Source organism: Sediminibacterium sp. FW305-C-49, assembly GCF_058231085.1.
On sequence record NZ_JBIQXS010000001.1, the window covers coordinates 139,683 to 162,322 of the forward strand.

The 22,640-nt window shown below is 40.3% G+C and carries 22 protein-coding genes; 10 read left to right on the plus strand and 12 right to left on the minus strand.

Translation table 11 applies throughout. From position 1 onward, the window contains the following. Positions 1-7: 7 nt before the first annotated feature. Entirely contained in the window at positions 8-523 is a 516-nt protein-coding gene (locus ACH3Z1_RS00565; RefSeq protein WP_490819893.1) for a RidA family protein, read from the plus strand. A 1-nt stretch (position 524) separates the two neighbouring features. Here ACH3Z1_RS00565 and ACH3Z1_RS00570 read toward each other — a convergent pair whose 3' ends face one another. Together ACH3Z1_RS00570 and ACH3Z1_RS00575 are read right to left on the minus strand one after the other, a co-directional pair. After that, positions 525-1,742 (minus strand): TCR/Tet family MFS transporter, encoded by a 1,218-nt coding sequence (locus ACH3Z1_RS00570; protein WP_490819894.1) that lies wholly within the window; start codon positions 1,740-1,742, stop codon positions 525-527. A 151-nt stretch (positions 1,743-1,893) separates the two neighbouring features. Beyond that, positions 1,894-2,778, minus strand: coding sequence for a DUF4382 domain-containing protein (locus ACH3Z1_RS00575; RefSeq protein ID WP_490819895.1), 885 nt, complete (start codon positions 2,776-2,778; stop codon positions 1,894-1,896). A 337-nt stretch (positions 2,779-3,115) separates the two neighbouring features. On the opposite strand from ACH3Z1_RS00575, the gene ACH3Z1_RS00580 reads away from it, so the two are divergent. Then, on the plus strand, positions 3,116-4,414 hold the full coding sequence (locus ACH3Z1_RS00580) for a M20/M25/M40 family metallo-hydrolase (protein WP_490819896.1): 1,299 nt from the start codon (positions 3,116-3,118) through the stop codon (positions 4,412-4,414). A gap of 11 nt (positions 4,415-4,425) precedes the next feature. Continuing rightward, positions 4,426-5,193 carry an NIPSNAP family protein gene (locus ACH3Z1_RS00585; protein ID WP_490819897.1) on the plus strand — a complete coding sequence of 256 codons (768 nt, stop codon included), beginning with the start codon at positions 4,426-4,428 and terminating at the stop codon, positions 5,191-5,193. A gap of 52 nt (positions 5,194-5,245) precedes the next feature. Here ACH3Z1_RS00585 and ACH3Z1_RS00590 read toward each other — a convergent pair whose 3' ends face one another. The 4 genes from ACH3Z1_RS00590 to clpB form a co-directional block, all read right to left on the minus strand. Further along, positions 5,246-5,803, minus strand: coding sequence for a hypothetical protein (locus tag ACH3Z1_RS00590; RefSeq protein WP_490819898.1), 558 nt, complete (start codon positions 5,801-5,803; stop codon positions 5,246-5,248). Positions 5,804-5,866: 63 nt separating this feature from the next. Then, positions 5,867-6,442 (minus strand): TetR/AcrR family transcriptional regulator, encoded by a 576-nt coding sequence (locus ACH3Z1_RS00595; protein WP_490819899.1) that lies wholly within the window; start codon positions 6,440-6,442, stop codon positions 5,867-5,869. Between the two features lie 51 nt (positions 6,443-6,493). Further along, positions 6,494-7,018 (minus strand): YdeI/OmpD-associated family protein, encoded by a 525-nt coding sequence (locus tag ACH3Z1_RS00600; protein WP_490819900.1) that lies wholly within the window; start codon positions 7,016-7,018, stop codon positions 6,494-6,496. An 85-nt stretch (positions 7,019-7,103) separates the two neighbouring features. Further along, complete coding sequence (clpB, locus tag ACH3Z1_RS00605; RefSeq protein ID WP_490819901.1) at positions 7,104-9,707, minus strand: ATP-dependent chaperone ClpB; 2,604 nt, start codon at positions 9,705-9,707, stop codon at positions 7,104-7,106. A gap of 157 nt (positions 9,708-9,864) precedes the next feature. Between clpB and ACH3Z1_RS00610 the strand changes: the two genes are divergently transcribed. From ACH3Z1_RS00610 to ACH3Z1_RS00625, 4 genes are read left to right on the plus strand one after another with little or no spacing between them, the layout of a single operon-like run. After that, on the plus strand, positions 9,865-10,893 hold the full coding sequence (locus ACH3Z1_RS00610; RefSeq protein ID WP_490819902.1) for a serine hydrolase domain-containing protein: 1,029 nt from the start codon (positions 9,865-9,867) through the stop codon (positions 10,891-10,893). Positions 10,894-10,908: 15 nt separating this feature from the next. Further along, positions 10,909-11,853, plus strand: coding sequence for a tRNA epoxyqueuosine(34) reductase QueG (queG, locus tag ACH3Z1_RS00615; protein WP_490819903.1), 945 nt, complete (start codon positions 10,909-10,911; stop codon positions 11,851-11,853). Then, on the plus strand, positions 11,834-12,109 hold the full coding sequence (locus ACH3Z1_RS00620; RefSeq protein ID WP_490819904.1) for a DUF1905 domain-containing protein: 276 nt from the start codon (positions 11,834-11,836) through the stop codon (positions 12,107-12,109). The genes queG and ACH3Z1_RS00620 overlap by 20 nt, the downstream gene beginning before the upstream one ends. Further along, positions 12,012-12,293 carry a YdeI/OmpD-associated family protein gene (locus ACH3Z1_RS00625; protein ID WP_490819905.1) on the plus strand — a complete coding sequence of 94 codons (282 nt, stop codon included), beginning with the start codon at positions 12,012-12,014 and terminating at the stop codon, positions 12,291-12,293. Before ACH3Z1_RS00620 ends, ACH3Z1_RS00625 begins: the two co-directional genes overlap by 98 nt. Before the next feature lie 37 nt (positions 12,294-12,330). On the opposite strand, the gene ACH3Z1_RS00630 is transcribed toward ACH3Z1_RS00625, so the two are convergent. Genes ACH3Z1_RS00630 through ACH3Z1_RS00645 form a run of 4 tightly spaced genes read right to left on the minus strand, consistent with a single transcriptional unit; the run spans position 12,331 to position 16,294 of the window. Next, the gene (locus tag ACH3Z1_RS00630; RefSeq protein WP_490819906.1) at positions 12,331-12,927 is read right to left on the minus strand and encodes a hypothetical protein; all 597 of its coding nucleotides are present in this window, start codon (positions 12,925-12,927) and stop codon (positions 12,331-12,333) included. A 23-nt stretch (positions 12,928-12,950) separates the two neighbouring features. Then, the gene (locus ACH3Z1_RS00635; protein ID WP_490819907.1) at positions 12,951-14,204 is read right to left on the minus strand and encodes an LVIVD repeat-containing protein; all 1,254 of its coding nucleotides are present in this window, start codon (positions 14,202-14,204) and stop codon (positions 12,951-12,953) included. A 49-nt stretch (positions 14,205-14,253) separates the two neighbouring features. Then, the gene (locus tag ACH3Z1_RS00640; RefSeq protein WP_490819908.1) at positions 14,254-15,744 is read right to left on the minus strand and encodes a hypothetical protein; all 1,491 of its coding nucleotides are present in this window, start codon (positions 15,742-15,744) and stop codon (positions 14,254-14,256) included. Then, positions 15,734-16,294: an RNA polymerase sigma factor gene (locus tag ACH3Z1_RS00645; RefSeq protein WP_490819909.1), complete on the minus strand. Its 561-nt coding sequence runs from the start codon at positions 16,292-16,294 to the stop codon at positions 15,734-15,736. The genes ACH3Z1_RS00640 and ACH3Z1_RS00645 overlap by 11 nt, the downstream gene beginning before the upstream one ends. A 120-nt stretch (positions 16,295-16,414) precedes the next feature. Between ACH3Z1_RS00645 and bioA the strand changes: the two genes are divergently transcribed. The 3 genes from bioA to ACH3Z1_RS00660 all read left to right on the plus strand — a co-directional run bounded on the left by bioA (position 16,415) and on the right by ACH3Z1_RS00660 (position 19,951). Continuing rightward, complete coding sequence (gene bioA, locus ACH3Z1_RS00650; RefSeq protein WP_490819910.1) at positions 16,415-17,686, plus strand: adenosylmethionine--8-amino-7-oxononanoate transaminase; 1,272 nt, start codon at positions 16,415-16,417, stop codon at positions 17,684-17,686. A 167-nt stretch (positions 17,687-17,853) separates the two neighbouring features. Then, the gene (locus ACH3Z1_RS00655) at positions 17,854-18,345 is read left to right on the plus strand and encodes a hypothetical protein (protein WP_490819911.1); all 492 of its coding nucleotides are present in this window, start codon (positions 17,854-17,856) and stop codon (positions 18,343-18,345) included. A 58-nt stretch (positions 18,346-18,403) separates the two neighbouring features. Next, positions 18,404-19,951, plus strand: coding sequence for a kinetochore Spc7 family protein (locus ACH3Z1_RS00660; RefSeq protein WP_490819912.1), 1,548 nt, complete (start codon positions 18,404-18,406; stop codon positions 19,949-19,951). Between the two features lie 9 nt (positions 19,952-19,960). Here the strand turns inward: ACH3Z1_RS00660 and ACH3Z1_RS00665 are convergent, their stop codons facing one another. Together ACH3Z1_RS00665 and ACH3Z1_RS00670 are read right to left on the minus strand one after the other, a co-directional pair. After that, entirely contained in the window at positions 19,961-21,202 is a 1,242-nt protein-coding gene (locus ACH3Z1_RS00665; protein ID WP_490819913.1) for a carboxypeptidase-like regulatory domain-containing protein, read from the minus strand. Positions 21,203-21,285: 83 nt separating this feature from the next. Further along, positions 21,286-22,605: an aspartate kinase gene (locus tag ACH3Z1_RS00670; protein WP_490819914.1), complete on the minus strand. Its 1,320-nt coding sequence runs from the start codon at positions 22,603-22,605 to the stop codon at positions 21,286-21,288. Positions 22,606-22,640 lie beyond the last annotated feature (35 nt).

Below are 22,640 nucleotides of genomic sequence, written 5' to 3' on the forward strand. Positions count from 1 at the left end.
CTTGCATATGAGATCAGTACTTGTGATAGCGATGACATTATTTGTCCATTGCCTTTTTGCACAAACACCCGAAGAAAAATTAAAAGCCCTGAACATCGTATTACCGGCCCCATCTTCACCGGTAGCGAATTATGTAAAATATGTAAGAACCGGCAACCTTATTTTCCTGTCAGGTCATGGCCCTGTAAAAGCAGATGGCAGTTATATTACAGGAAAATTAGGACGCGATCTTTCGATAGAAGAAGGTTATGCTGCTGCAAAACAAACAGGCATCAGCTTATTATCTACTTTAAAAAGTGCAGTGGGTGATCTATCAAAAGTAAAACGTATTGTAAAAGTATTGGGAATGGTGAATGGTACAGATAGTTTTACCGATCAACCCAAAGTCATCAATGGTTTTTCTGATCTCATGGTGGCTGTGTTCGGCGATAAAGGTAAACATGCCCGCAGTGCTGTGGGCATGGCATCTTTACCCATGAATATGGCCGTTGAAATTGAAATGATTGTAGAAATAGAAAACTGATTTATTTTTTTGCTGTATGCAATGCCTTGTACGCATAATAGGTACTGGCTATCATCAAAAAAGCACCCAAAAAGAATGCAGCGCCTGGAAAATAAACAGGCGCTTCTTCTTTGGTGAAATAAGCAAAAAGGCTTGTCATCAGTGGCGGACCAATAATGGAGGTGGCGCTCATGAGGCTTGTTAATGCTCCCTGTAATTCGCCCTGCTCATTAGGTGGTACATGACCTGAAATAATCGACTGTAAGGCGGGTCCTGCTATTCCTCCCAAACAATATGGAACAAGAAATACAAACATCATCCAGCCCTGGGTGGCGAAGGCAAACAATAAAAGCCCTAATGCGTATAAACCCAGACCGAGGTAGATGCTTTTTTCGTTACCTATTTTTGGATTCACTACCCGCACCAACCCACCTTGTACCAGCCCTACCAATAATCCAACTACTCCTAATGAAATACCAATCATCTTAGGTGTCCAGGCAAATTTTTCACGGTTAAAAAAACTCCAGTTACTTTGAACAGCATGCCCGGCTATATAGATTAAAATAAGAGAGATGATTAGTCCTCCAACTGCCGGATATTTTTTAAGTTGTAATAATGAACCGATTGGATTTGCTCTTCTCCATTCAAACTCTCTTCTGTGTTCTTTATCTAAAGATTCCGGTAAAATAAAGTAACCATATAAACAGTTCAATAAAGCAAGCCCTGCTGCTACATAAAAAGGCACTCTGGTGCCTAGTTCACCAAGCAATCCACCAAGTAATGGACCAAGTATAAAACCTAATCCAAAAGCTGCACCGATCATACCAAAATTCTGCGCCCTGTTTTCATTGGTGCTTATATCAGCTATATAGGCCGATGCTGTGGTAAAACTTGCGCCAGTAATACCCGCAACTACTCTACCAACAAACAGCCATCCAATAGTAGGTGCAAATGAAACAAAAATATAATCGATACCAAAGCCTAACAACGACAGAAGTAATACAGGCCTTCTTCCATACTTGTCACTTAAATTACCAAGAACCGGAGCAAATACAAACTGTGTCGCTGCATATGCAAGTGTCAGTAACCCGGCATACTGTGAGGCTCTGCTGTTATCAGATGAGTGTAATAGCTCCTCTATTAAATCTGGAACAACAGGTATTATCAATCCCAATCCGGTAATATCAATCAGCAGGGTAATAAAAATAAATCCAATAGCAGCTTTTCGGTTTTTGATCATATCAGTCAGGGTGCTTGTGGTTGCAAATTTGTCGTTTTATTTCAAACAACAAAGTAATATACAGATAAAGCTGTGCTCTTACAGTTATCATTACAACAAAAAAGGAGGGGCACGATAACCCCTCCTTAACCCTTGCTCTTGAAAAACCCTACTATTGTTTCAGTTCAATAACGCCCACATTGGTGTTTTTGGGTGCCTGAACCACGATATTATTGATGGTTGTATCCTTGTAATTATTCGATCCGTTTACATACAGTGAGTAGGTGCCGTTTTTCAGACCGCGCATTTTGAATTCTCCATTTTTATTGGGTAATGCATAGGCTGTATCAGTGCTGTTGAATAAGGTAAGCACTGCTTTTGCATCCTGTGGTTTTACTTTACCCGAAACACTGGCTGTAGATTTTTCTACAAAGAAGTGAAATACAGGCTTGAGGTAAAACTTGTTATTGTTTACAATCACTACCGATCTGCTTACATCAAAATCAAGCCATAAACGAATTTTATTGGGCAGGAACTCTTCTGTTTCATGACCTTTCAGTTTGATCAGCACATAATTGGGTTTATTATCGGGCCAGTATAACGGATATGTTACGCTGTCTTTTACCACAGAATTATTGGTACCGATTTCGATTCTGATCAAACGAATGGCTCCTTTAGGAATTTCTGTTGATGCCAATAAGGTATCAACACCATTACGCAGGTTCAGGATATCGTATACTCCTGCATTGATGTTGAGATTCGTCCAAACAAGACCTGAATCTTTTCTGTTGCCGTTGGTAGAACCAATATAGGCACCCAGTCTGTCCCAGTTACAGGTATCGTTCTTACGTGTGTCTTTGGTAGTATCTACCAGTACCTGAACGGCTTTAATTTCCACAAAGACCTTATCAAAAAAACCAGGGCCATCTGTCATATACAGACTCAGGTTTTGTTTACCGGCTGGAATTTGTGCCGAATCGGTTTTCTTACAGGATGTTATGGCCAGTGCTGTGGCGAAGAACATCATTACTCCGAGGAATACTTGTTTTGTTTTCATGTGTGCTTGATTTTAGCGTAGCATTTACATCATCGGCATTATAATTTGTACATCCTGTTTTTTTATTAGAGCCAAAAGAATGCCAACTGTGTACTAAGGTTTTGTTAAAGGATATTTTAAGTCTTTGAATTATTTTTTCTCTTTATTTGTTTGCTTCACTTACACAATAGAACATACCATTCCCACCCTGCCTATGCAGCCATTTATCGTTTCATTTTTTTTCATTAGTGCCCCGTAAAAGAGGCGTTACTCATTAACAACAGCAGTAGTTGGACGAACCAGTCTTATTGAATGATAGCCAAATCTTACTTAACTTGGTTGCCACCAAACCGAATTCATGAAAAAGATACTGGCACTTGTGCTCGCGTTGCTTCTGTTCAATAATATTTTTTCCCAATCACTTAGCGACACCGAAAAAAAGATTGTAGACTGGATCAGGAACCACTCAGCCGAAGCAGAAAAGCTGCTGGAAGAGACCGTTAATATTAACAGCGGCACATTTAATATTGCCGGTGTGAAAAAAACCGGTGAAGTTTTTGCCCGCGAGCTCCAGAAAGCCGGACTTGTGACCGAATGGGTATCGCTGCCCGACTCCCTGAAAAGAGCGGGACACCTGGTTGCCAGTAAAAAAGGCACGAAAGGGAAAAAAATATTTATCATAGGCCATTTAGATACCGTTTTTGAACCTGATATGCCGGCAGGCCCTTTCAACCGTATCAACGATTCTACTGCTACCGGTCAGGGGGTAAATGATATGAAAGGTGGAGATGTAATCGTTGTAATGGCTTTACAGGCACTTCATTCCATGAACCTTTTGAAAGACGCTTCTATAGTTGTGTATTTTACCGGTGATGAAGAAGAATCCGGTAAACCAGTAAGTGTTAGCAGAAAAGATTTTATTGAAAGAGCCAAACATGCAGACCTCGCACTGGCATTTGAAACAGCACAGGGTATGAATACCATCGCCATCGGGCGTCGTGGTTTTAGTAGCTGGAAGCTGGATGTAACTGCTAAAACAGGACATTCAGCAGGTGTATTCGGACAAGGATCTGGCTACGGCGCCATTTATGAAACCGCACGTATACTCAATCGTTTCAGGGAAGAACTGGGCAATGAAAAATACCTCACATTTAATCCGGGTATTATAGCCGGTGGATCTGAAATGGAATATGATGATGAAAAGATGCGGGCAGTTGTTTCCGGGAAAACCAATATCATCTCACCGTCTGTTGTTGTAGAAGGTGATCTTCGTTTCCTGACTGAAAAACAAAGAGATCTAGCGAGACAAAAAATGGCTGCGATTGTTGCCAGCCAAAATTTGAATGGCAGTACCGCTAAAATTTCTTTTACGGATGGTATACCTTCAATGGAACCTACCAAAGGTAATGATGCATTACGTTTATGGGTAGACAAAATATCGAGGGACATGGGCCTAGGACCCGCCAATGCCGGTGACCCGGGTTCGCGGGGTGCGGGAGATATTTCCTATGTAGCCAAATATATTGATTGCATTGATGGATTAGGTGCTTCAGGCAGAGGTGCACATGCTGTGGGTGAAACAATTAACCTGAAACAATTCCCTTTACTGATACAACGCGCAGCATTACTTATTTACAGACTTACACAAAGCGAATAAAACAGTCAACCATGCGAAAACTCATCCCTTTCTTGCTATTGTTTTGTACCATCAGCCTGCAAGCGCAAAACAACAGACAGTTTTACCTGATTAAACTATACCATTTTGCTGATGCAGTTCAGCAAAAAACGACGGAAGATTTTTTACAAAAAGCATGGTTACCTGCAGTACACAAAAAGGGTATCAAACAAGTGGGCGTTTTTACACCGGTGGGAAATGATACGTCAACAAAAAAGAAGATATACCTATTCATACCACTTTCCTCACTCAATGATGTATATCGTCTAGACGATGAACTATTGAAAGATCAGTCATATTTGTCGGCTGGGTCAGCCTATATTCAGACAGCATATGATCGTCCAGCGTATAGCCGAATCGAAACATTTCTTCTACGTGCATTTTCCGACATGCCCCAAATGGGAAAACCGGTTCTATCCGGTCCTGTTGAACAAAGGGTGTATGAATTAAGGAGCTATGAAGGAGCTACGGAGAAATTATACAGGAAAAAAGTGGAGATGTTTAACCAGGGGGGAGAAATCAAACTGTTTAAAAAATTGGCATTCAACGCTGTATTTTATGGAGAAGTACTGGCAGGCAGCAGAATGCCTAACCTGATGTATATGACCAGTTTCGACAATATGGTTGAGCGTGATAAACACTGGAAAACATTTTTTGATCATCCCGAATGGAAAAGAATATCGGCTTTGCCTGAATACCAGCATACCGTAAGTAAACTGGATATTATTTTATTAAACCCGACCAGTTATTCCGATCTATAAAAGAAAAGCCCCGGTTAACGGGGCTTTTCTTTTATCTGTTTTGCAGAGAAATTTATAAACAATTGTTATACTGCTCCACTACTTTGGTAATCTGCGCATAGCTCAACTGACCAGATTTAATACTGGACTGTACACTTACGCAATCAGCACATAAGCTACCGATTACTTCAGTAAAATTCTTTTTACTTACCAGGTTGAATTTGCTGTCTAATTTCACCTGTAAATAATAATCACCTGATTTTCCTTCAGCCGTTGCAAGTACGACCGGTTCTGCACCATTATAAATTGTTTTACCGCTGTTATCTGTTACGCGGATAAATAAGCTGGCTTTGCTACCAGTGGAGACTTCCTTGTAGAAATCGTTGGCATAGGATACATACTTTTCTCCATTGAAGGTAAAGCTGCTGAGATCTGAAGGTGAATACAATTTTTTTGTTCCTGTTGATGTGGTAAAAAGGATATTTCCTTTTTTCTGCATCTGGTCTTTGATAGAACCTTCCAGGGTTTCGTTAGCAGATGTAATAATCGTGCCTTTTACTTCTGTTTGAGCAGATACCACCAGGGTCGATAAACCCAGTAGTGCGATGATGAGTGTGAATGCTTTTTTCATGGTTTTGATTTTAGATGTCTGATTTTTACTTACTAATAAGTAAGTTTTATGGGTAAAAAAATTTTATCCTTGTTTCAGTTGACGAATGATCGCTTTCTTTATTGTATCATAATCTTTTTTGCCGGTAATTCTTGCCAATTGCACCCCGGCGGCCAGGTTTGTCATCAGCAACAGGGTTTGGGTTCTGGGTGTTTCCTGGAACATAAATTCACCCGTCTTCTTTCCTGCAGCCAGGGTTTGTTCCACCAGTTTTAATACCAGTGTCACTAACTGATTAACTTTTTCCTTTACGGAAGCCGGGAGTGTATTATAATCCGATGCAATGGAACCGATGATACAAATACTGTTTGCATCTACCAGGCAGGAATAACGCTCAATAAACTTCTCCAGCGCAACCGAAGCAGATGCACCTACTGCTTTTAGTTGTTGATCGAGCGATTTGTATAAATCAATATACTGATCGATGATCTCCGACAATAAATCCTCTTTTCCACGAAAATGATAATGGATGGCTGCATTGCGTACCTGCAATTGTTCAGCAATGTCTGCATAGCTGAATGCATTGTACCCATGACTTTTGATCAGGGCAGTGCCTATACGTACAATTTCTTCCTTGGTATCGGTATTTCTTGCGGTCACAAGCTAAAATTAAGGATTACTTACTAAATAGTAAGTTTTATTCTTGACATCTTATAAACCTTTCTCCCGCTGCTTTTGCGCCTTATGTGCCCGAATCATATCCACAAAATTCTGCTTAAGTAACAGTGCATCAATTATTTGTGCAATTCGTTTGGCCTGTGCCATCTCATTTTTAACCCCTTCCACCCATTTGATAAAATAATTCCTGTTGGAAAGCGTGAGTTGCTGAAAGAATTCCATGGCTGCCGGCTCATCATCCAGGCATTCTTTCAAGGCCGGCGGAATGGCAGGTGGTGTTTTATCGACAGAGATAGATACGTCTACCATTGCTCCTTTCTTTTTATGAATTCCTTTGCGCATGGCCGCATTCACCGGCAGCATAAAAGACCCATCGCCCATTGGCATCAGGGCCACTCCTTTTATAGCAAACGCATCAATCTTTCCTTTTACCCGGAAAGTTTTTCTTGACCCGGGTTGCAATTGTTCAGCTATATCCTGCGGTACCTGTATATAGGTCCAGCCTGTTTTATCTCCTTTTTCTCCGAACTGTTGCAATATGGTTTCAAAACGTATCATTCATGCTCAAAATACATATTTGGATGCATTCAAACATAAATAGACCCCATAAATGGGGCCTATTGTATACATTGACCGGCACAACTTAGTCCTCATTCCGAAAAACAACTACTCCGTCAAAAGCGTCAATCAACACTTTCTTCGTTTTATCGATTTCGCCGGCCAATATTTTCCTGCTGAGTGTATTTACAATTTGTTTCTGAATTAATCTTTTTAATGGTCTTGCACCCATTTGTGGATCATATCCCTGTTCACTCAAAAATTCAAGTAAATAATTACTGAATTCCAGTTGTATGCCAGATTCAGCTACCATTTTCTTTAATCCATTCAATTGAATTTTTACAATGCCCATGATCTGCCTTTTAAGCAATGGGCTAAACATAATAATCTCATCTACCCTGTTCAGGAACTCCGGCCTGATGGTTCTACGTAACAATTCCATTACCTCAGTTTTAGCCTTCTCGGTTGCCTCATAAACATTCTGATCATTTACATTTTCAAATGCATCCTGTATAAGATGGCTTCCGATATTGCTGGTCATGATGATGATTGTATTCTTGAAATTCACCGTCCTTCCTTTGTTATCGGTGAGATGACCATCATCAAGCACCTGCAACAGAATATTCCATACATCGGGGTGTGCTTTTTCAATTTCATCGAGCAACACCACACTATAAGGTTTTCTCCTCACCGCTTCGGTGAGTTGACCACCTTCATCGTAACCAACATAACCCGGAGGAGCGCCTACCAGTCTCGAAACGGTGTGTTTTTCCTGGTACTCACTCATGTCTATACGGGTCATCAGGTGTTCATCATCGAAGAGGTACTCAGCCAGTGCTTTGGCCAGTTCTGTTTTACCTACACCGGTTGTACCCAGGAATATAAACGACCCAATTGGTTTTCGTGGATCCTGCAACCCTGCCCTGCTTCTGCGAACCGCATCTGCTACTGCAGCAATCGCTTCTTCCTGTCCAACCACTCGCTGGTGTAATTCATCTTCGAGATTTAACAATTTTTCTCTTTCGCCCTGCATCATCTTACTCACAGGAATACCCGTTGCTTTCGCTACATTTTCTGCGATATCTTCTGCATCAACTTCTTCTTTCATCAGTCTACGGCTTTGTTCTCCCAACTGGTTCAACTGTTCCGTAAAACTGCTGATCTGTGCTTCCTGTTCTTTTACTTTACCATACCGTATTTCAGCTACTTTTCCATAATCACCATTTCTTTCTGCCTGCTCGGCTTCCAGCTTTAGCGATTCAATAGCCGCTTTGGCCTGTTGTATTTTTTCTACGATCTCTTTTTCATTTCTCCATTTCGCTTTCAGTGTATCGCGTTGTACACTCAGGTTACTGATTTCAATATTCAGTTCCCTCAGCTTTTCTTCATCGTCTTCACGTTTGATGGCTTCTCTTTCAATTTCAAGTTGTCTGATCTGACGTTCCAATGTATCAAGCTCTTCCGGCATTGAATTCATTTCGAGACGGAGCTTGGCTGCACTTTCGTCGATCAGGTCTATTGCTTTATCCGGCAAAAAACGATCGGTGATATAACGATTGGATAATTCTACTGCCGCTATAATGGCTTCATCTTTTATTCGCACGTGATGGTGTGTTTCATAGCGGTCTTTTAGTCCTCTCAGAATAGAGATAGCATCTTCGATACCCGGCTCTTCAATCATTACTTTCTGGAAACGACGTTCCAGCGCTTTGTCTTTTTCAAAGTATTTCTGGTATTCATTCAAAGTAGTGGCACCTATTGCTCTCAGCTCACCTCTGGCCAGCGCAGGTTTCAGGATATTGGCTGCATCCATGGCTCCCTCACCACCACCGGCTCCTACCAGTGTATGTATTTCATCAATAAAGAGAATAATTTCACCATCGCTTGCTGCTACTTCCTTTACTACACCTTTTAATCGCTCTTCAAATTCACCCTTGTATTTGGCACCTGCAATCAGTTGTCCCATATCAAGTGTAAAAATGGTTTTTGATTTCAGGTTCTCCGGAACATCTCCGTTAATGATCCGCATGGCCAGTCCTTCTGCTATGGCTGTTTTACCTACGCCCGGCTCGCCTACCAGTATGGGATTGTTTTTACTTCTTCTTGATAGAATATGTAATGTTCTGCGAATCTCTTCATCGCGGCCGATTACAGGATCAAGTTTACCCTGTCGTGCAGCTTCATTCAGGTTTCGTGCATATTTATTGAGCACGTTGAATTGTGTTTCCTGTGTCTGCGATTGAATGGTATCACCTTTTCTTAAATCTTTAATGGCAGCAATCAATCCTTTTTCTGTTACGCCTGCATCTTTCAAAGCTTTTGCAGTTCCATCATTTATCTGCAGTAACGCCAGCATAAAATGTTCGGGGCTGATGAACTCATCCCCAAAATTCTTGAGGCTTGCATTGGCTTTTAGAAAAACAGTATTGAGGTCACGGCTGACAGTCTGTGCAGGTTCACCAGTCTGGTTTTTGGGTAATTTAGCCAACCCTTCTTCCAGTTTATTTTCCAGTAAAGGAATGGCTACATTGTTCTTTTTAAGTAAGAAAATAATGGGGCTTTCTTTATCTGAAAGCAACGCTTTCAGCAAATGTTCCGTTTCAATGGCTGGATTATTTCCATTGTAGGCTAACTGTTGGGCTGCCTGTATGGTTTCCTGTGCCTTGATGGTATAATTATTCAGATTCATATTTCCTGTGTTGTGTTTTAACGACTACTTATAAAAATTGCTGTTCAGATTTGCACCCGAAGTCATAATTTGTATGCAAAAACTATTCTAAGTCATTAAACGATCCATAAAACCGGAAAAGCCTGAAATTATGTCTGTAAAATTCAAATTATACTGTATGAAAGTCAGTCTGGGTCTTGTTTTCCTGCTATTCTTTCAGTCTCTTTTTGCTCAATATGATTTCAGTGCCATCGATAGTCGTCTGGAAGCTGAGAAAAAACAACTTGAAGGTCATGTAGTCGCTTTAATTTATAAGGATGGTAAGCTGATTTACCAGAAAGCAATCGGTACCGATTTCAATGCAAAAACACAGGCGCCGATTGCGAGTGCCAGCCAGTGGCTAACTGCTGCATTGGTCATGACTTTTGTTGACCAGGGTAAATTATCGCTTGATGACAAAGTGAGTAAGTATATTCCACAACTCACCAAATATTCAAAGGGATACATTACTATCCGCGATTGTCTGGCTCATTTAACCGGGATAGAATCTGAACCTATCAAGAGTTTGAAGGAACTACTCAACAGAAAAAAATATACCAACCTGGAAGAAGAAATTACAGATATCATTTCTACCAGGGAAATTGTTTCTAACCCGGGTTTACAGTTCCGTTATGATAATATCGGTTTGAATATGGCTGCAAGGGTATTGGAAGTGATTACCAAGCGAGGTTTTGAACAGATCATGGCCGAAAGAATTACACGTCCCATGCAGATGCGAAATACCAATTTCAGCAATTTTAATGCAGTGAATCCATCCGGCGGGGCCCAATCGTCCGCAGGTGATTACATGACTTTTCTTGCCATGATCCTCAATAAAGGGATGCATAATGGAAAAAGAATTTTGAGCGAAAGCGCCATTGAACAAATGGAAACAGTGGTTACCACCAGTGACATGATCAAATATACACCCAAAGCCACCCAGGGTTTTCAGTACGGTTTTGGACAATGGATCATGACAACAGATGAAAATGGGAAAGGCATTTCTTTTACCTCTCCAGGTTTATTTGGCACATGGCCCATGATTGACCGTTGCAGAAACTATGCCTGCATTTTCTTTACAGAGGGAAAACTGAATGAAGAAAAAAGAGAATTATTTCTTCATTTGAAAGGGTTGATTGATAATGTGATTCCTGCAACCTGTAAATAAAGAAACTGTTATTACTTGAGCGATCCCATACTATACAATCATTTTATCAAACAGACTGCTACTAAACTCGGCTTTGATTATTGTGGCATTGCAAAAGCAGTTGTTTTAGAAGAAGACGCCCGCAGACTTGAAGCATGGCTGCATCAAAATCACCATGGTGGTATGCAGTACATGGAGAAGCATTTCGATTTGAGGATCGATCCTTCCAAACTTGTTCCGGGAGCAAAATCTGTTATTACTGTTTTAAAAAACTATTACCCTTCAAACACACAGTCAGATCACGCACCCCGTATTTCAAAATATGCATGGGGAAAAGATTATCACGAAGTCATTCGCTCTCAACTGAATCAATTTCTTGATGCATTGAGAAAGGAATATGGAGATATACAGGGCCGGGGCTTTGTTGATTCTGCTCCGGTACTTGAAAGAAGCTGGGCCACACGAAGCGGTGCTGGCTGGATTGGCAAGAATGGTAACCTGATTACCAAAAACAATGGCTCATTCTTTTTTATCGCCACTTTGATTGTTGATATTGAACTTCCATACGATGATGCTTTTGCTAAAGACTATTGCGGCACCTGCAGAAAATGTATTGATGCCTGTCCAACAGAAGCTATTCTCGATAATAAAATAATTGATGGCAGCAAGTGTATCAGTTATTTTACCATTGAATTAAAGGATGCATTGATTCCCGCTGATATGAAAGGGAAATTTGAGAACTGGATGTTTGGTTGTGATACCTGCCAGGATGTTTGTCCATGGAACCGCTTTAGTAAACCACACAGTGAAATTGATTTTAATGCCATTCCTGCTATTCTTAACCTGAGTACAAAAGAATGGGAATTATTATCAGAAGAAAGTTTTCAACAACTGTTCCGAGATTCTCCATTGAAAAGAAGCAAGTTCAGTGGTATTCAACGTAACCTGCGGTTCTTACAGCATGAAAGCGATCATCAATAAAAAATATCTGCTTGAAAAGTTTCCCGGTAAAGGGGGCTGGACCTTTACACGTATCCCTCAAATTAAACAGGATAAGAGCCATTCATTTGGCTGGGTAAAAGTAAAAGGGACTATTGACGGGCATGCTATCAGTCAATACAAACTGATGCCAATGGGTAGTGGAAAACTGTTTTTACCTGTTAAAGCGAGTATCCGGAAAATCATTGGCAAAAAAGGCGGGCGATTATATTACCGTCACATTATATCCCGACAATGATCCGGTTTGCATACCAGGAGAACTACTCGACTGCTTAAAAGATGATCAGGTTGCACATCAAAACTTTATCCATTTAAGTGAAGGCAAACAAAAAGCATATATTGATTGGATATACCAAGTAAAAAAAGAATCAACCCGTATTGAAAGAATGGCAACAATGATTACCACTATTTCAAAGGGTTGATTGATACCAAAACCACAACTGAACCATCCTTATTCATTTACCATAAACGAAATCCTGCTTTCAGTGAGAGTCTTCTGAATGTGTATTCTTCTGTTCGCTCTGATTGACCGGTTCCTGGAAACTGCGTTGGCCAACCCCATATCCATGAAAAACGGTCATCGTATTTTTCACTATATTTCTTAATGGTATAACCGATACTAATGGAAACTGCTTTTTGTTTTCCTAAATCTATATCATAACCCAGACCTGCATCGGTATACAATCCCATTTCAAATTCACTTTTTTTGGCACCTCCCTGTATAAAGATGGTTTTATACTGATTCTCCATGGGCCAGGGTATGTTGTACCCAAGATTCGCAAATGCGAAAGCTTTCTTTTTCCTGCCAAAGTAATTCCGCAGGTCAACAAATACAGGAACTGATCTTACTGAATAATAATCCAGACCGGTACCCATTCCAATTCGCCAGTTTTTTATTACAAGTCCCCCAACAACCTGAAACTGCAGGTTGGTTGACCGGTCTCCATCCATTACACCCAATTGTGGCATCAGATAAGACTTGCTCTTTTGGATTGATTGTCCATGTACCTGTACACAGGTAGTCAATATAATCGCTATTAAAACTAATTGCTTCATGTTATTCATTTATGTGTGGCGAATCAATTTTGAGCTACCTGTATTTTGCTGATTACTTTTGCATTGGCCAGATCATGGTAATCAATGAAGTAAATGCCATCTTTAGCTACTGCTAAAGCATAGCCCTGGTAAGCTATCACATCATCCGGCTCAAAGCCTGCAATTGTTTTAATGAGGGTTATATTGGAAGCATCTGCTGCATTGAATAATTTCAACCCGTCTGTACCATCACAAATGAAAAGTGTGGAACCATCTTTTGATAATCCTTTAGGAGATTTCAAAGGATAAGTTTTGATCAGTTGAGGAGTTGTAAGACTTTTTATATTCACCACATCCAACTGATTACTGAATCCACCGCAAAAACTTCCTCCCTTTAATGTTACATAGGCGAAATCACCATCTGCAATAACAGGATCACAGGCTCGCACATGAACAAATTGTCCAAGCTTCTGTGGATCATCCGGGTTGCTCGTATTGTAGATATACATGCCCGATTGCCCACCGATAAAAAGATTGTTGTTATAGGGGAAAAGTGTTTCAATTCCACCTTGTGTCAGATCTACTTTTTTTACAAAGGCAGGTGCGTCCGCTTTTGTAACATTAAACACTTTCAGATCGTCGTGACTAACAGTATATAACCTGCTTTGCTGCAGTCCGAAGCGGGCAGTTGAGCCTGCAATACCAGTAGTAGCAGTACCTGCAAAACTGGCTGAAGCGAGACTAAAGGAAGATGCCCATAACCCTCGAATGTCAAATTCGAAATTTCCGGAAGCCGATCCCGTCAACCTTCTGCTTGTTACCGTATCTACTTTTACCCATTTCTGAATGACTTTACCTGTATCAGCAGCAAAAGCACCATAGTAACGATGTGGAAATACACCATTCAGGAATTGCTTTACACTCACATTTCTGGGATCAGTTATATCTATCGTTACAAGGTCGGTATAACAATCTGCGTACAGGTTATTTCCATTGATGGCAATATCAACACATCCGGGGATATGAATAAAAGCTAGTTTCTGTGGGTTAGAAATATCTGAGAGATCGATTACATGGATACCTTTATCAATATCATTGAGAAATAAATAATTTCCCATCAAGACGATTTTACCGGGTTTGGAAATCGATTCTGACGGTGAATTTTTAATACCGGCTTTTACCTCATCTTTGGTCTGGTAAACAGGTCGGTAAAAACTGTATGATTCCTTGACCGTGTCTTTCATACAGGACACAAATAAAATGGGTAGTGTCAGTAAGCAGTAGCGTAGTGTTTTCATACAAATAATTTTGTACTTGTCTGACCCCACCCTGCTCAACAACGTTGCATTATGGTTTTTTCCTTTGACCCAGCAGGAAAGACAGGCGCACGGATGGCCTGAAAAGATGTTGATTTACACCTGATTGTTTCGATAAATTACTCAGCATATATTGAACCTGTGGTCCGAGATAAATCTGCTTGGATTTCCCCAGGCCAATATCAACTCCACCTGAAATATCCATTTGCATGGTTCTTAACAATGATCTGTTTTGGAACAGATAGTTGTTCGTGTTCATATACCCAAGGTGAAGTCCGTTGCTACCCAGTAGTGCATTTACCCCTACGCCTGCATACCACTGCATATCTACTTTTTTAAACCATTTCAGCGACTGGTAATAACGCAGGCCCAACTGGATAAAATGATAGTATGTTGTATAGGAAGCACTGTCTTTTACACTATAATATTTATTCGCATCGTTAAAGGTGTTTATATTACTGAATTGAACAGTGCCTGTATTAAGACTTCCAACGCCTGTTCTGGTACTGTATAAATGATACCCTGCAGCTAATCCAAGCGCATGACGCTCCTTCTTTCCCATTTTCTTTTGCACTTCTACGAAAGCTCCAAATGAAAATGCATCCCTCACTACAGGTTTCATATTAGTGACCGCTCCGGCTCCTCCGGTTCCTCCACCAGTTATGGGCGCAGCATTTCCTGAAAACGCATTGTCATAAGCCCTTGAATTGGTATTCTCCAGAAGAGAACGAATGGAGTTTCTCACACCACTTGTTCCTGCATTAAACCCGATACGCCATTGCCATTTACCTGACTTTACAGTTTGTTTCTTTGTGAGTGAAGAATCGGATAAAATTGGTTGTACCGGTTCCACTTCTGCTTTTGTTGTAATAGTATCCTTGCTTACATTCTGTGTCATTACAAGTGAAGCTGTATCTGTAGCTGTTTCCGTCTGTCTTTCATTTTGCAATGTTACATTCGTAACTGTATCAAGACCTGTATTTGCTTTTACCGTAGTAGTTGATGATTGTATTTCTTTTTCATCCTTCAGTGTATTATCAACAATCTTATTTGCGGAACTTGATTTTTCATTTGACCGAACAACTATATTAGCAACTGGTGGTTGATGTTCAGCTATTGGTTTTACTTTGGTATGTGAAAGGATAGTTGGAGTAGGATATGATGATAATTTTTTATCCGGTTGTTGTGCAATATTTAGCTTGATGGTTTTATCTGCCTGTGTATCTATAGTAACCATCGCTTTTTCTTCTTTGGCGGAAGCTGATGTTTGAACAGATGAATTTCTCCTACTCTGTGTTTTATTTTTTTGGCTTAACTCAAATGTAGCTGTTTGCTCCTGTGTAAGCCACCATAAAGTGGCACCGGACAATCCTGCCAATAAAAAAAACATCCATAAAACCCAACGACGTTTGCGCTCTTTCTTTAAACTGGCGGCCACAGATTCCCATACTGCAGCATTGGGTTTCATGCGCAAGTCAGAAAGTTCTTCCCGAACCTGTTGTTCAAAAGACTTATCGGACATAACGATCTTTTTTTCCGTTTACAGAATGTTTTTCTAACCAACTAATCAATAACCCTCTGGCACGGGCATATTGCGACCTGCTGGTTCCTTCACTGATGCCAAGAATCTTGGCAATTTCAACATGTGTATAGCCTTCTACTGCATGCATGTTAAAGATGGTCTGGTAACCCGCCGGCAATTGCCTGATCAGGTTCAACAAGTCCTTCATGTGTAACTGAATGTCGGGCTGTTGATTATCCACCGGGTGAAGTTGAGAGTCCTCAAAACCCAGATCCAACTGGTAGCGGGGTTTTCTTTTCAGGTAATTGATGGCGGTATTTACCATAATACGCCTGATCCAGGCACCCAAATCTCCTTCAGACCGGTACTGGTGAAGATTCTGGAACACTTTGATGAATCCCTGCTGTAACACTTCCTCTGCATCATGCATACTTTTAGTATATCGATAACAGGTACCCAGCATTTGCTCCGCAAAGGAGTCATACAACTGCTTTTGGGCAGCCGGATGATGTTTCAGGCAGTCTTTTACCAATTTTTGCTCGTCTTGCATGCAGTGAATTCGTTGATTTGACACATTCCTTTGTTCCGGCGTTGCATCGTCCGATAAAACTGCGCAAAACTACCCCCATGAGAGGCCCCTCTGCTACCGTTTACATATTACATTTGCCGTATGAGTATTACCAGTAAGGATCAGCAGTATATCTGGCACCCTTTTACCCGGCAAAAAAACATGGCTCCGCCATTACCCATCGTGAAAGGCAAGGGAAGTTTATTGTTCGATGAAAACGGAAAGCGTTATATAGATGCCATTAGTAGCTGGTGGGTTACTTTGCACGGACATGGAAATCCCTATATCGCCGAAAAAATTTATCAGCAGGCACTGGAACTGGAACAAGTGATTTTTGCCGGTTTTACACATCGTCCGGCAGTTGAACTGGCGGAACGATTGTTACCAAAATTACCCGCACCATTTGCCAGAATATTTTACAGTGATAATGGGTCAACTTCCACAGAAGTGGCATTGAAAATGTCGATCCAGTACTGGTGGAACAAAGGAGAAAAACAACGCAATAAAATCATAGCTTTTAAAAACAGTTATCATGGCGATACATTTGGCGCGATGAGTGTAAGTGACAGAAGTGTTTTCACACTTGCATTTCATGAACTATTATTTGATGTAGTTTTTATTGATACCCCTACTGAAAATAATATCGACGATCTTAAAAAGAGCATACAACAACATGCTACACATACCGCCGCATTTATCTACGAACCATTAGTACAGGGAGCTGGGGGAATGAATATCTATGAGCCTTCCTTGCTCAACGAATTACTAAGTATCGCCAGGCACAATAATATTATCTGCATTGCAGATGAAGTCATGACCGGGTTTGGACGCACCGGAAAACTATTTGCAAGTGAGTACATGGAGCAAAAACCTGACATCATTTGTTTAAGTAAAGGACTTACTGGTGGAACCATGGCTTTAGGTGTAACAGCTTGTACCGACAAAATTTACCAGGCCTATGTTGATGATGATGCTTTAAAAACTTTTTTTCATGGACATTCTTTTACCGCTAACCCATTGGCCTGTACCGCTGCACTGGCAAGTCTCGACTTATTGGAAAAAGAAGATTGTCAGTCGCAGATTGCCTGGCTCAGCGAGGCCAATCTTCAAATGGCTGATACTTTAAGAAAAAGCTGTTTACCGATCAGCGATATCCGTAGTTTGGGTACCATCCTCGCTTTTGAAATAACGGAAGGTAAAAAAGAATACCTGAACCAGATAAGCGGTATGGTGACCAGTAAAGCCATGGCACAGGGCGTGTACATTCGCCCGCTGGGAAATACAGTTTACCTGATGCCTCCATATTGTATGACAAAAGAAGAACTCGAAAGTACTTATTTCTGTTTGACAGATATATTACAGGATATTTCTTGATTTTGGGTAACTGAATAGCAAATACTGCGAGAAATCACTATTAATGTGTATTTGGTCAGTCTTTTGATTCAATAATTTTGCAGGTAAAGCCGGCAAATAACGTTATTTGCATTTTCCTAATAAACACAGTATTAAATTCAATTCATTACAGGGTAAATTCAAATCGTATGAAAAAGTTATTTTATGGGTTTTTACTTACACTATTTGCCTTTCAATTAAACGCGCAAACCCCAGCGCTTACCAAAGGGGAAACCATTTCGTATCTCGATAAAAAAATCAAAGAATCTATTGGGCATAACTGGTCAAACAATAACGGCACAATCGGTAAGATTTCTTCTGCAAGTGTGATCCAAACTGAAAAGGGAATAAAGATTGAATTCAGAATCGATTATCAGCGAACCACCAGTTTTGAATTTAACCCAAAGTTGATCACTGCTGTAACTGAATATACAAATGGAACCAATTCACCAGTTAATGAGATCCGCCTCTCTCTAAAAGGCAATGTATGTATTCACTATAACAATGGGCAGACCAATAGTGTAGCTTATGGAAACCTCCCATATTTAAAAGCGGATGCAGACAATTTCCAGAAAATTTCCAAAGCATTTAATCATTTGAAAGCCTTACTTGCTGCTGAGGACGATCCTTTTGGGCAATAATTAAACCCTTTATTACGCTATTACAAACTTCTATATGCCAATATCAAAATCTGCTTTTATGCGCACATCTCGTTTACTGATCTGTACAATTCTGGTGAATACTGTCTTGTCTGTAACCGGGCAAACAAGTGGAAGTGGAGATGTGTCAGCTATTGAAAGCAAGGTCAACCAGATAGAGCAGAACAAACTGAGGATCGAGCAATATAAAATTCAACTCATTTCTCTCGATAGTGCATTCAGGGCTCGTTTACGTGAGATGCAGGCAGAATTGGCAGCTTTGATAAAAGAACGCGACGCTTTGATTGATGACATGAAAAAAGGCGCCAAATGCAGTCAGTGTGGAAAATACAAATCTGAATTTGAAAAACAGGGGATTGATTTTGTAAAACATTTAGGAGAAGTGAAAGGTTATGCAGTTCCTGCTACCACACCAGAACTGGAAGCCACCAGACAAAAATACAATGAGCGAATTGCACTGAAAAGAGTTCAGATTCAGAACTATGAGAAAACAGATAATGGTAAAATAGCAAAACAGAAACAGATTACCGATCTGGAAACAGCCAATCAAACCTATTGCAAAGATATCACCGCTCTCAGTAAATCTTATGATACCAAAGTATTTGCAGAAGCCAAAGCCAAGCATAAAATGTGGGCTCAGGAGTTGATGAACTATGTAGCTGATATTTTAATAGCAGAAGATAAAGTATCTATTTATAAAGCCAGGATCATTCGTTACGACAATGAGTTTCGTAAAGATTCAGATTCAATTCGTAACGCCGTTAAACAGAAAACTGAAACCGAACAACAGAAGAAGAATGATAAGATAAAAGCCAATGAAAATAATATTTATACACTGAAACAACAGCAGGAAGAATATATAGATCCATTGGAAGAAAAACTTTCTATCCTAAAAAGTGAAAAAATAAAGGTAGATCAGCAATTACGGGCTTTGAATCTGAAAGACAGCATCAGGCAGGTATTAAAAATTCAGCAGACAGGGTTAGTGAGAGATATTACAGCCATTGAAAAAGATATATTGACATACAAGACAAATACAAAAAATAAAATCACTGCTCTGGAAAAAGAAAATCAGCAATTGAAAAAGGAAGTGTGGGACCTTACCGTAAATCTTTCCAAATTACAGGACGCCGAAATAGCCAAACTAAAACCCGTTTACGACCGCAAGAAAGCAGAGGCCAATCTTGCCATTTCCAAGAGCAGTACAGATGCCAGTACTGCCCGTTCAGTTTACAGCAGTAAAATAAGTGAGTACCGGATTAAACAGCAAGACTATTTTAACCTGATCGACAAAGAAATGTACCGGATGCTTACTGCTTCCCAGAAAGTTTCCTGTAGTATTTACAATGAAATCAGAGGTAAAGTTAGCGGAGACTGGAACCAGGTAATAGGCTGTGTACAAAATATAGCTGCTTCCGCCAAGCCCTATGGCACCAATGTTTTCAATTCATATTGTGAATCTACTTTTTCAGATGGCAGTATGCTTTCCGGCTATAAAAGCTTTCTTCGTGGTTTGAGTCCGGAAGATGAAGCTGCTGTTAAAGGGGGGAGTAATGCCAACTGGTTTGATAAACTGAAAGGTCAATAAATTATTTTATTAATCGGTTTTTCGAGGCGGAGGTTTGTAATCGTAGGGAAGCATGGTAGCCAGTTTTTCCCACCAGCCCCAATAACCTGATGAAATCAAATCAATACCTTCATAATAGCTACCATTGGCTAATACGGCAATGGTTTTCTTTCGTGGTAATGATATCTCTGATACAACCGGGGTTTTAGGTTGGGCAGACAATCGGTTTGCCTGTACGTATTCATCCGGTACCTGTTTGTATAAATAAATTACCTGTAAATAGTCTTCAAAGAATAAACCCGCGGTAAAACTGTCTATCGCAAAAGCCATGCTATCGCCAGTCAATACTTTATTGATTAATACATTCATTTTTTCAGGCTGATTCATTACTTTTCGATAATACTGTGCACTGTCCAAATTACCCTGTCCAAGTATACTGTCATTTACAACAATTCTACCGGTTGAATTAGCATAAGCACGTTTGTTAAAAAGCGCTCTAACTCTTTTCTTTTCTTCCTCGCTTATTTTAATGAGTTTTCTTGCTTCGAAGCCTTCTTCAACAAGCTTATTCCTGAATACAGATCGCATAAAGTGCATAAGCGATCCGTAATAAGCATCTGCTCTTTTTTCCTCCCATCTTTTCAGCAACCTTTTTCTTTCCGTCTCCATTTCTTCAAACAAGGGATAACCCTGGAAATAAAAAATGCGGGTACTGTAATTGTATTCGAATGTTTTGAGATCGTATTTCAGTATATAACCCAGTGCACGGTTTTCGAGTACAATAGGTTCATCGGCAAAAGCCCGGAGAATATTATCTTTTTTATTGTATCTGAAGCGAACTGTTTGCGGGTTTTTGAGTTTACAGTCTTTGGCTAATGCAGATGTTCCAACAAAATTATCAAGGAAAAACTGACCGTATTTATCCCACCCGTTTTTTTCGTATGGTTCTACTATTACTTCATCAAGGATATTAATTCTTGGTTTGAGGTTTACTTCAATGATAAGTGGCAACTGTGCATACTGAATGGTTACCACATACGACTCATACCCTATACATGAAACAACAACATCGTACCTGCCCTGTGGAAAATGATCCAGTGTAAACAAACCTTCAGCGTTGGTTACAGTTCCTATAGAGGTATTACTAAGAAACACATTGGCCAGGTGTATGGGTTGTTTGGTATCGGCAGCCAGCACTTTCCCTTTCAGCACATTTTGTGCTGTTGCCTGCATTGCAAAACAAAAAAGGAGAAAAAACAATCCAATCCTCATAACCAGTTTTAAAAACAACAATTTCAATGAAAAAAGCCATCCGGAAAAATGGATGGCTTAAATATTAACCTCTTTTAACATTGTTACAGACCAAAAAGTCCGCTGTTTAATAGTTGCAATGTTTTGGTTTTGTGTTCACTGGGTACCAGCAGGGAAATATTATGTGGACTTCCTCCATAACTCACCATGGTTACCGGTATTTCCTGGATGGCATTGAACAGTTTTTGTAATACCAGTTCTGTTTGTGCTATCTCGTTACCTACAATTGATACAATGGTCTGGTTTTTCTCTACTTCCACTGTTCCGAAGGGTTCCAGTTCTTTTACAATACCTGCTAAGGCTTCATCGGTATCAATGGTAACAGATACAGCTACTTCCGATGTGGTGATCATATCAATGGATGTCCGGTATTTTTCAAATACTTCAAATACTTTACGCAAAAAACCATACGCCAATAACATACGACTGCTTTTGATTTTGATGGCGATGATACCATCTTTGGCTGCTACAGCTTTTACGCCTACACTACCTGCTTCTTTGGTGATCACTGTTCCGGCAGCATCTGGCTGCATGGTATTTAACAATTTTACCGGTACATTTTCCTGTTGTGCCGGCCAGATACAGGTGGGATGCAGAATCTTTGCACCAAAATAAGCCAGTTCCGCTGCCTCATCAAAACTCAATTGTTCAATGGCTACGGTTTTACTTACAATACGTGGATCGTTATTGTGCATACCATCAATATCGGTCCATATCTCACAAACCGATCCGTTAATGGCTGCTGCCACCAATGATGCCGTATAATCGCTTCCACCACGTTTCAGGTTATCTACCTCACCTCTGGCATTTCTGCAGATATAGCCCTGTGTAATAAATATGTTTTTATCCGTATGCTGCTGAAGGATCTGGTTCAATTTTGTTTTGATGACAGCTAACTGAGGTTCTTCATTTGCATCGATGGTCATGAATTCGAGGGCTGGCAACAACATATGCTCAATACCCTGTTCTTCCAGGTAACAACAGAAGAGTTTGGTACTCATCAACTCACCTTGTGCGAGGATGTCTTTATTCAGTGCTTCACTAAAGGAAATACGAAGGATAATATTGAGGAACTCAAAATGTTCTGAAACTACTGCATTGGCTTTTGTACGAAGGGGATCTGTTTTTACCAGGTCCAGAACAAAATTCCGGTAATGTGATTCGAGTTGATCTATCTTCTGTTTCGCCACTTCCCTGTTTCCTTCTGATAAACTGTTACTGATATCAACCAATGCATTGGTAGTACCACTGAGTGCACTCAATACCACAATCTTCGATTCAGTATCTTTTGTAATCAGTTGTGATACCTGTCGCATACGTTCCGGCTTACCAACACTGGTGCCGCCGAACTTCATTACTTTCATAAATCCTCCTCCCGGTTTAGATGTTTGTTAAATGA

Excerpts from the sequence above, each read along its gene's own strand:
- ACH3Z1_RS00565 (WP_490819893.1), top strand. The coding sequence starts at position 8 with ATGAGATCAGTACTTGTGATAGCGATGACATTATTTGTCCATTGCCTT.
- ACH3Z1_RS00570 (WP_490819894.1), bottom strand. The coding sequence starts at position 1,742 with ATGATCAAAAACCGAAAAGCTGCTATTGGATTTATTTTTATTACCCTG.
- ACH3Z1_RS00575 (WP_490819895.1), bottom strand. The coding sequence starts at position 2,778 with ATGAAAACAAAACAAGTATTCCTCGGAGTAATGATGTTCTTCGCCACA.
- ACH3Z1_RS00580 (WP_490819896.1), top strand. The coding sequence starts at position 3,116 with ATGAAAAAGATACTGGCACTTGTGCTCGCGTTGCTTCTGTTCAATAAT.
- ACH3Z1_RS00585 (WP_490819897.1), top strand. The coding sequence starts at position 4,426 with ATGCGAAAACTCATCCCTTTCTTGCTATTGTTTTGTACCATCAGCCTG.
- ACH3Z1_RS00590 (WP_490819898.1), bottom strand. The coding sequence starts at position 5,803 with ATGAAAAAAGCATTCACACTCATCATCGCACTACTGGGTTTATCGACC.
- ACH3Z1_RS00600 (WP_490819900.1), bottom strand. The coding sequence starts at position 7,018 with ATGATACGTTTTGAAACCATATTGCAACAGTTCGGAGAAAAAGGAGAT.
- clpB (WP_490819901.1), bottom strand. The coding sequence starts at position 9,707 with ATGAATCTGAATAATTATACCATCAAGGCACAGGAAACCATACAGGCA.
- ACH3Z1_RS00610 (WP_490819902.1), top strand. The coding sequence starts at position 9,865 with ATGAAAGTCAGTCTGGGTCTTGTTTTCCTGCTATTCTTTCAGTCTCTT.
- ACH3Z1_RS00620 (WP_490819904.1), top strand. The coding sequence starts at position 11,834 with ATGAAAGCGATCATCAATAAAAAATATCTGCTTGAAAAGTTTCCCGGT.
- ACH3Z1_RS00630 (WP_490819906.1), bottom strand. The coding sequence starts at position 12,927 with ATGAAGCAATTAGTTTTAATAGCGATTATATTGACTACCTGTGTACAG.
- ACH3Z1_RS00635 (WP_490819907.1), bottom strand. The coding sequence starts at position 14,204 with ATGAAAACACTACGCTACTGCTTACTGACACTACCCATTTTATTTGTG.
- ACH3Z1_RS00640 (WP_490819908.1), bottom strand. The coding sequence starts at position 15,744 with ATGTCCGATAAGTCTTTTGAACAACAGGTTCGGGAAGAACTTTCTGAC.
- ACH3Z1_RS00645 (WP_490819909.1), bottom strand. The coding sequence starts at position 16,294 with ATGCAAGACGAGCAAAAATTGGTAAAAGACTGCCTGAAACATCATCCG.
- bioA (WP_490819910.1), top strand. The coding sequence starts at position 16,415 with ATGAGTATTACCAGTAAGGATCAGCAGTATATCTGGCACCCTTTTACC.
- ACH3Z1_RS00655 (WP_490819911.1), top strand. The coding sequence starts at position 17,854 with ATGAAAAAGTTATTTTATGGGTTTTTACTTACACTATTTGCCTTTCAA.
- ACH3Z1_RS00660 (WP_490819912.1), top strand. The coding sequence starts at position 18,404 with ATGCGCACATCTCGTTTACTGATCTGTACAATTCTGGTGAATACTGTC.
- ACH3Z1_RS00665 (WP_490819913.1), bottom strand. The coding sequence starts at position 21,202 with ATGAGGATTGGATTGTTTTTTCTCCTTTTTTGTTTTGCAATGCAGGCA.
- ACH3Z1_RS00670 (WP_490819914.1), bottom strand. The coding sequence starts at position 22,605 with ATGAAAGTAATGAAGTTCGGCGGCACCAGTGTTGGTAAGCCGGAACGT.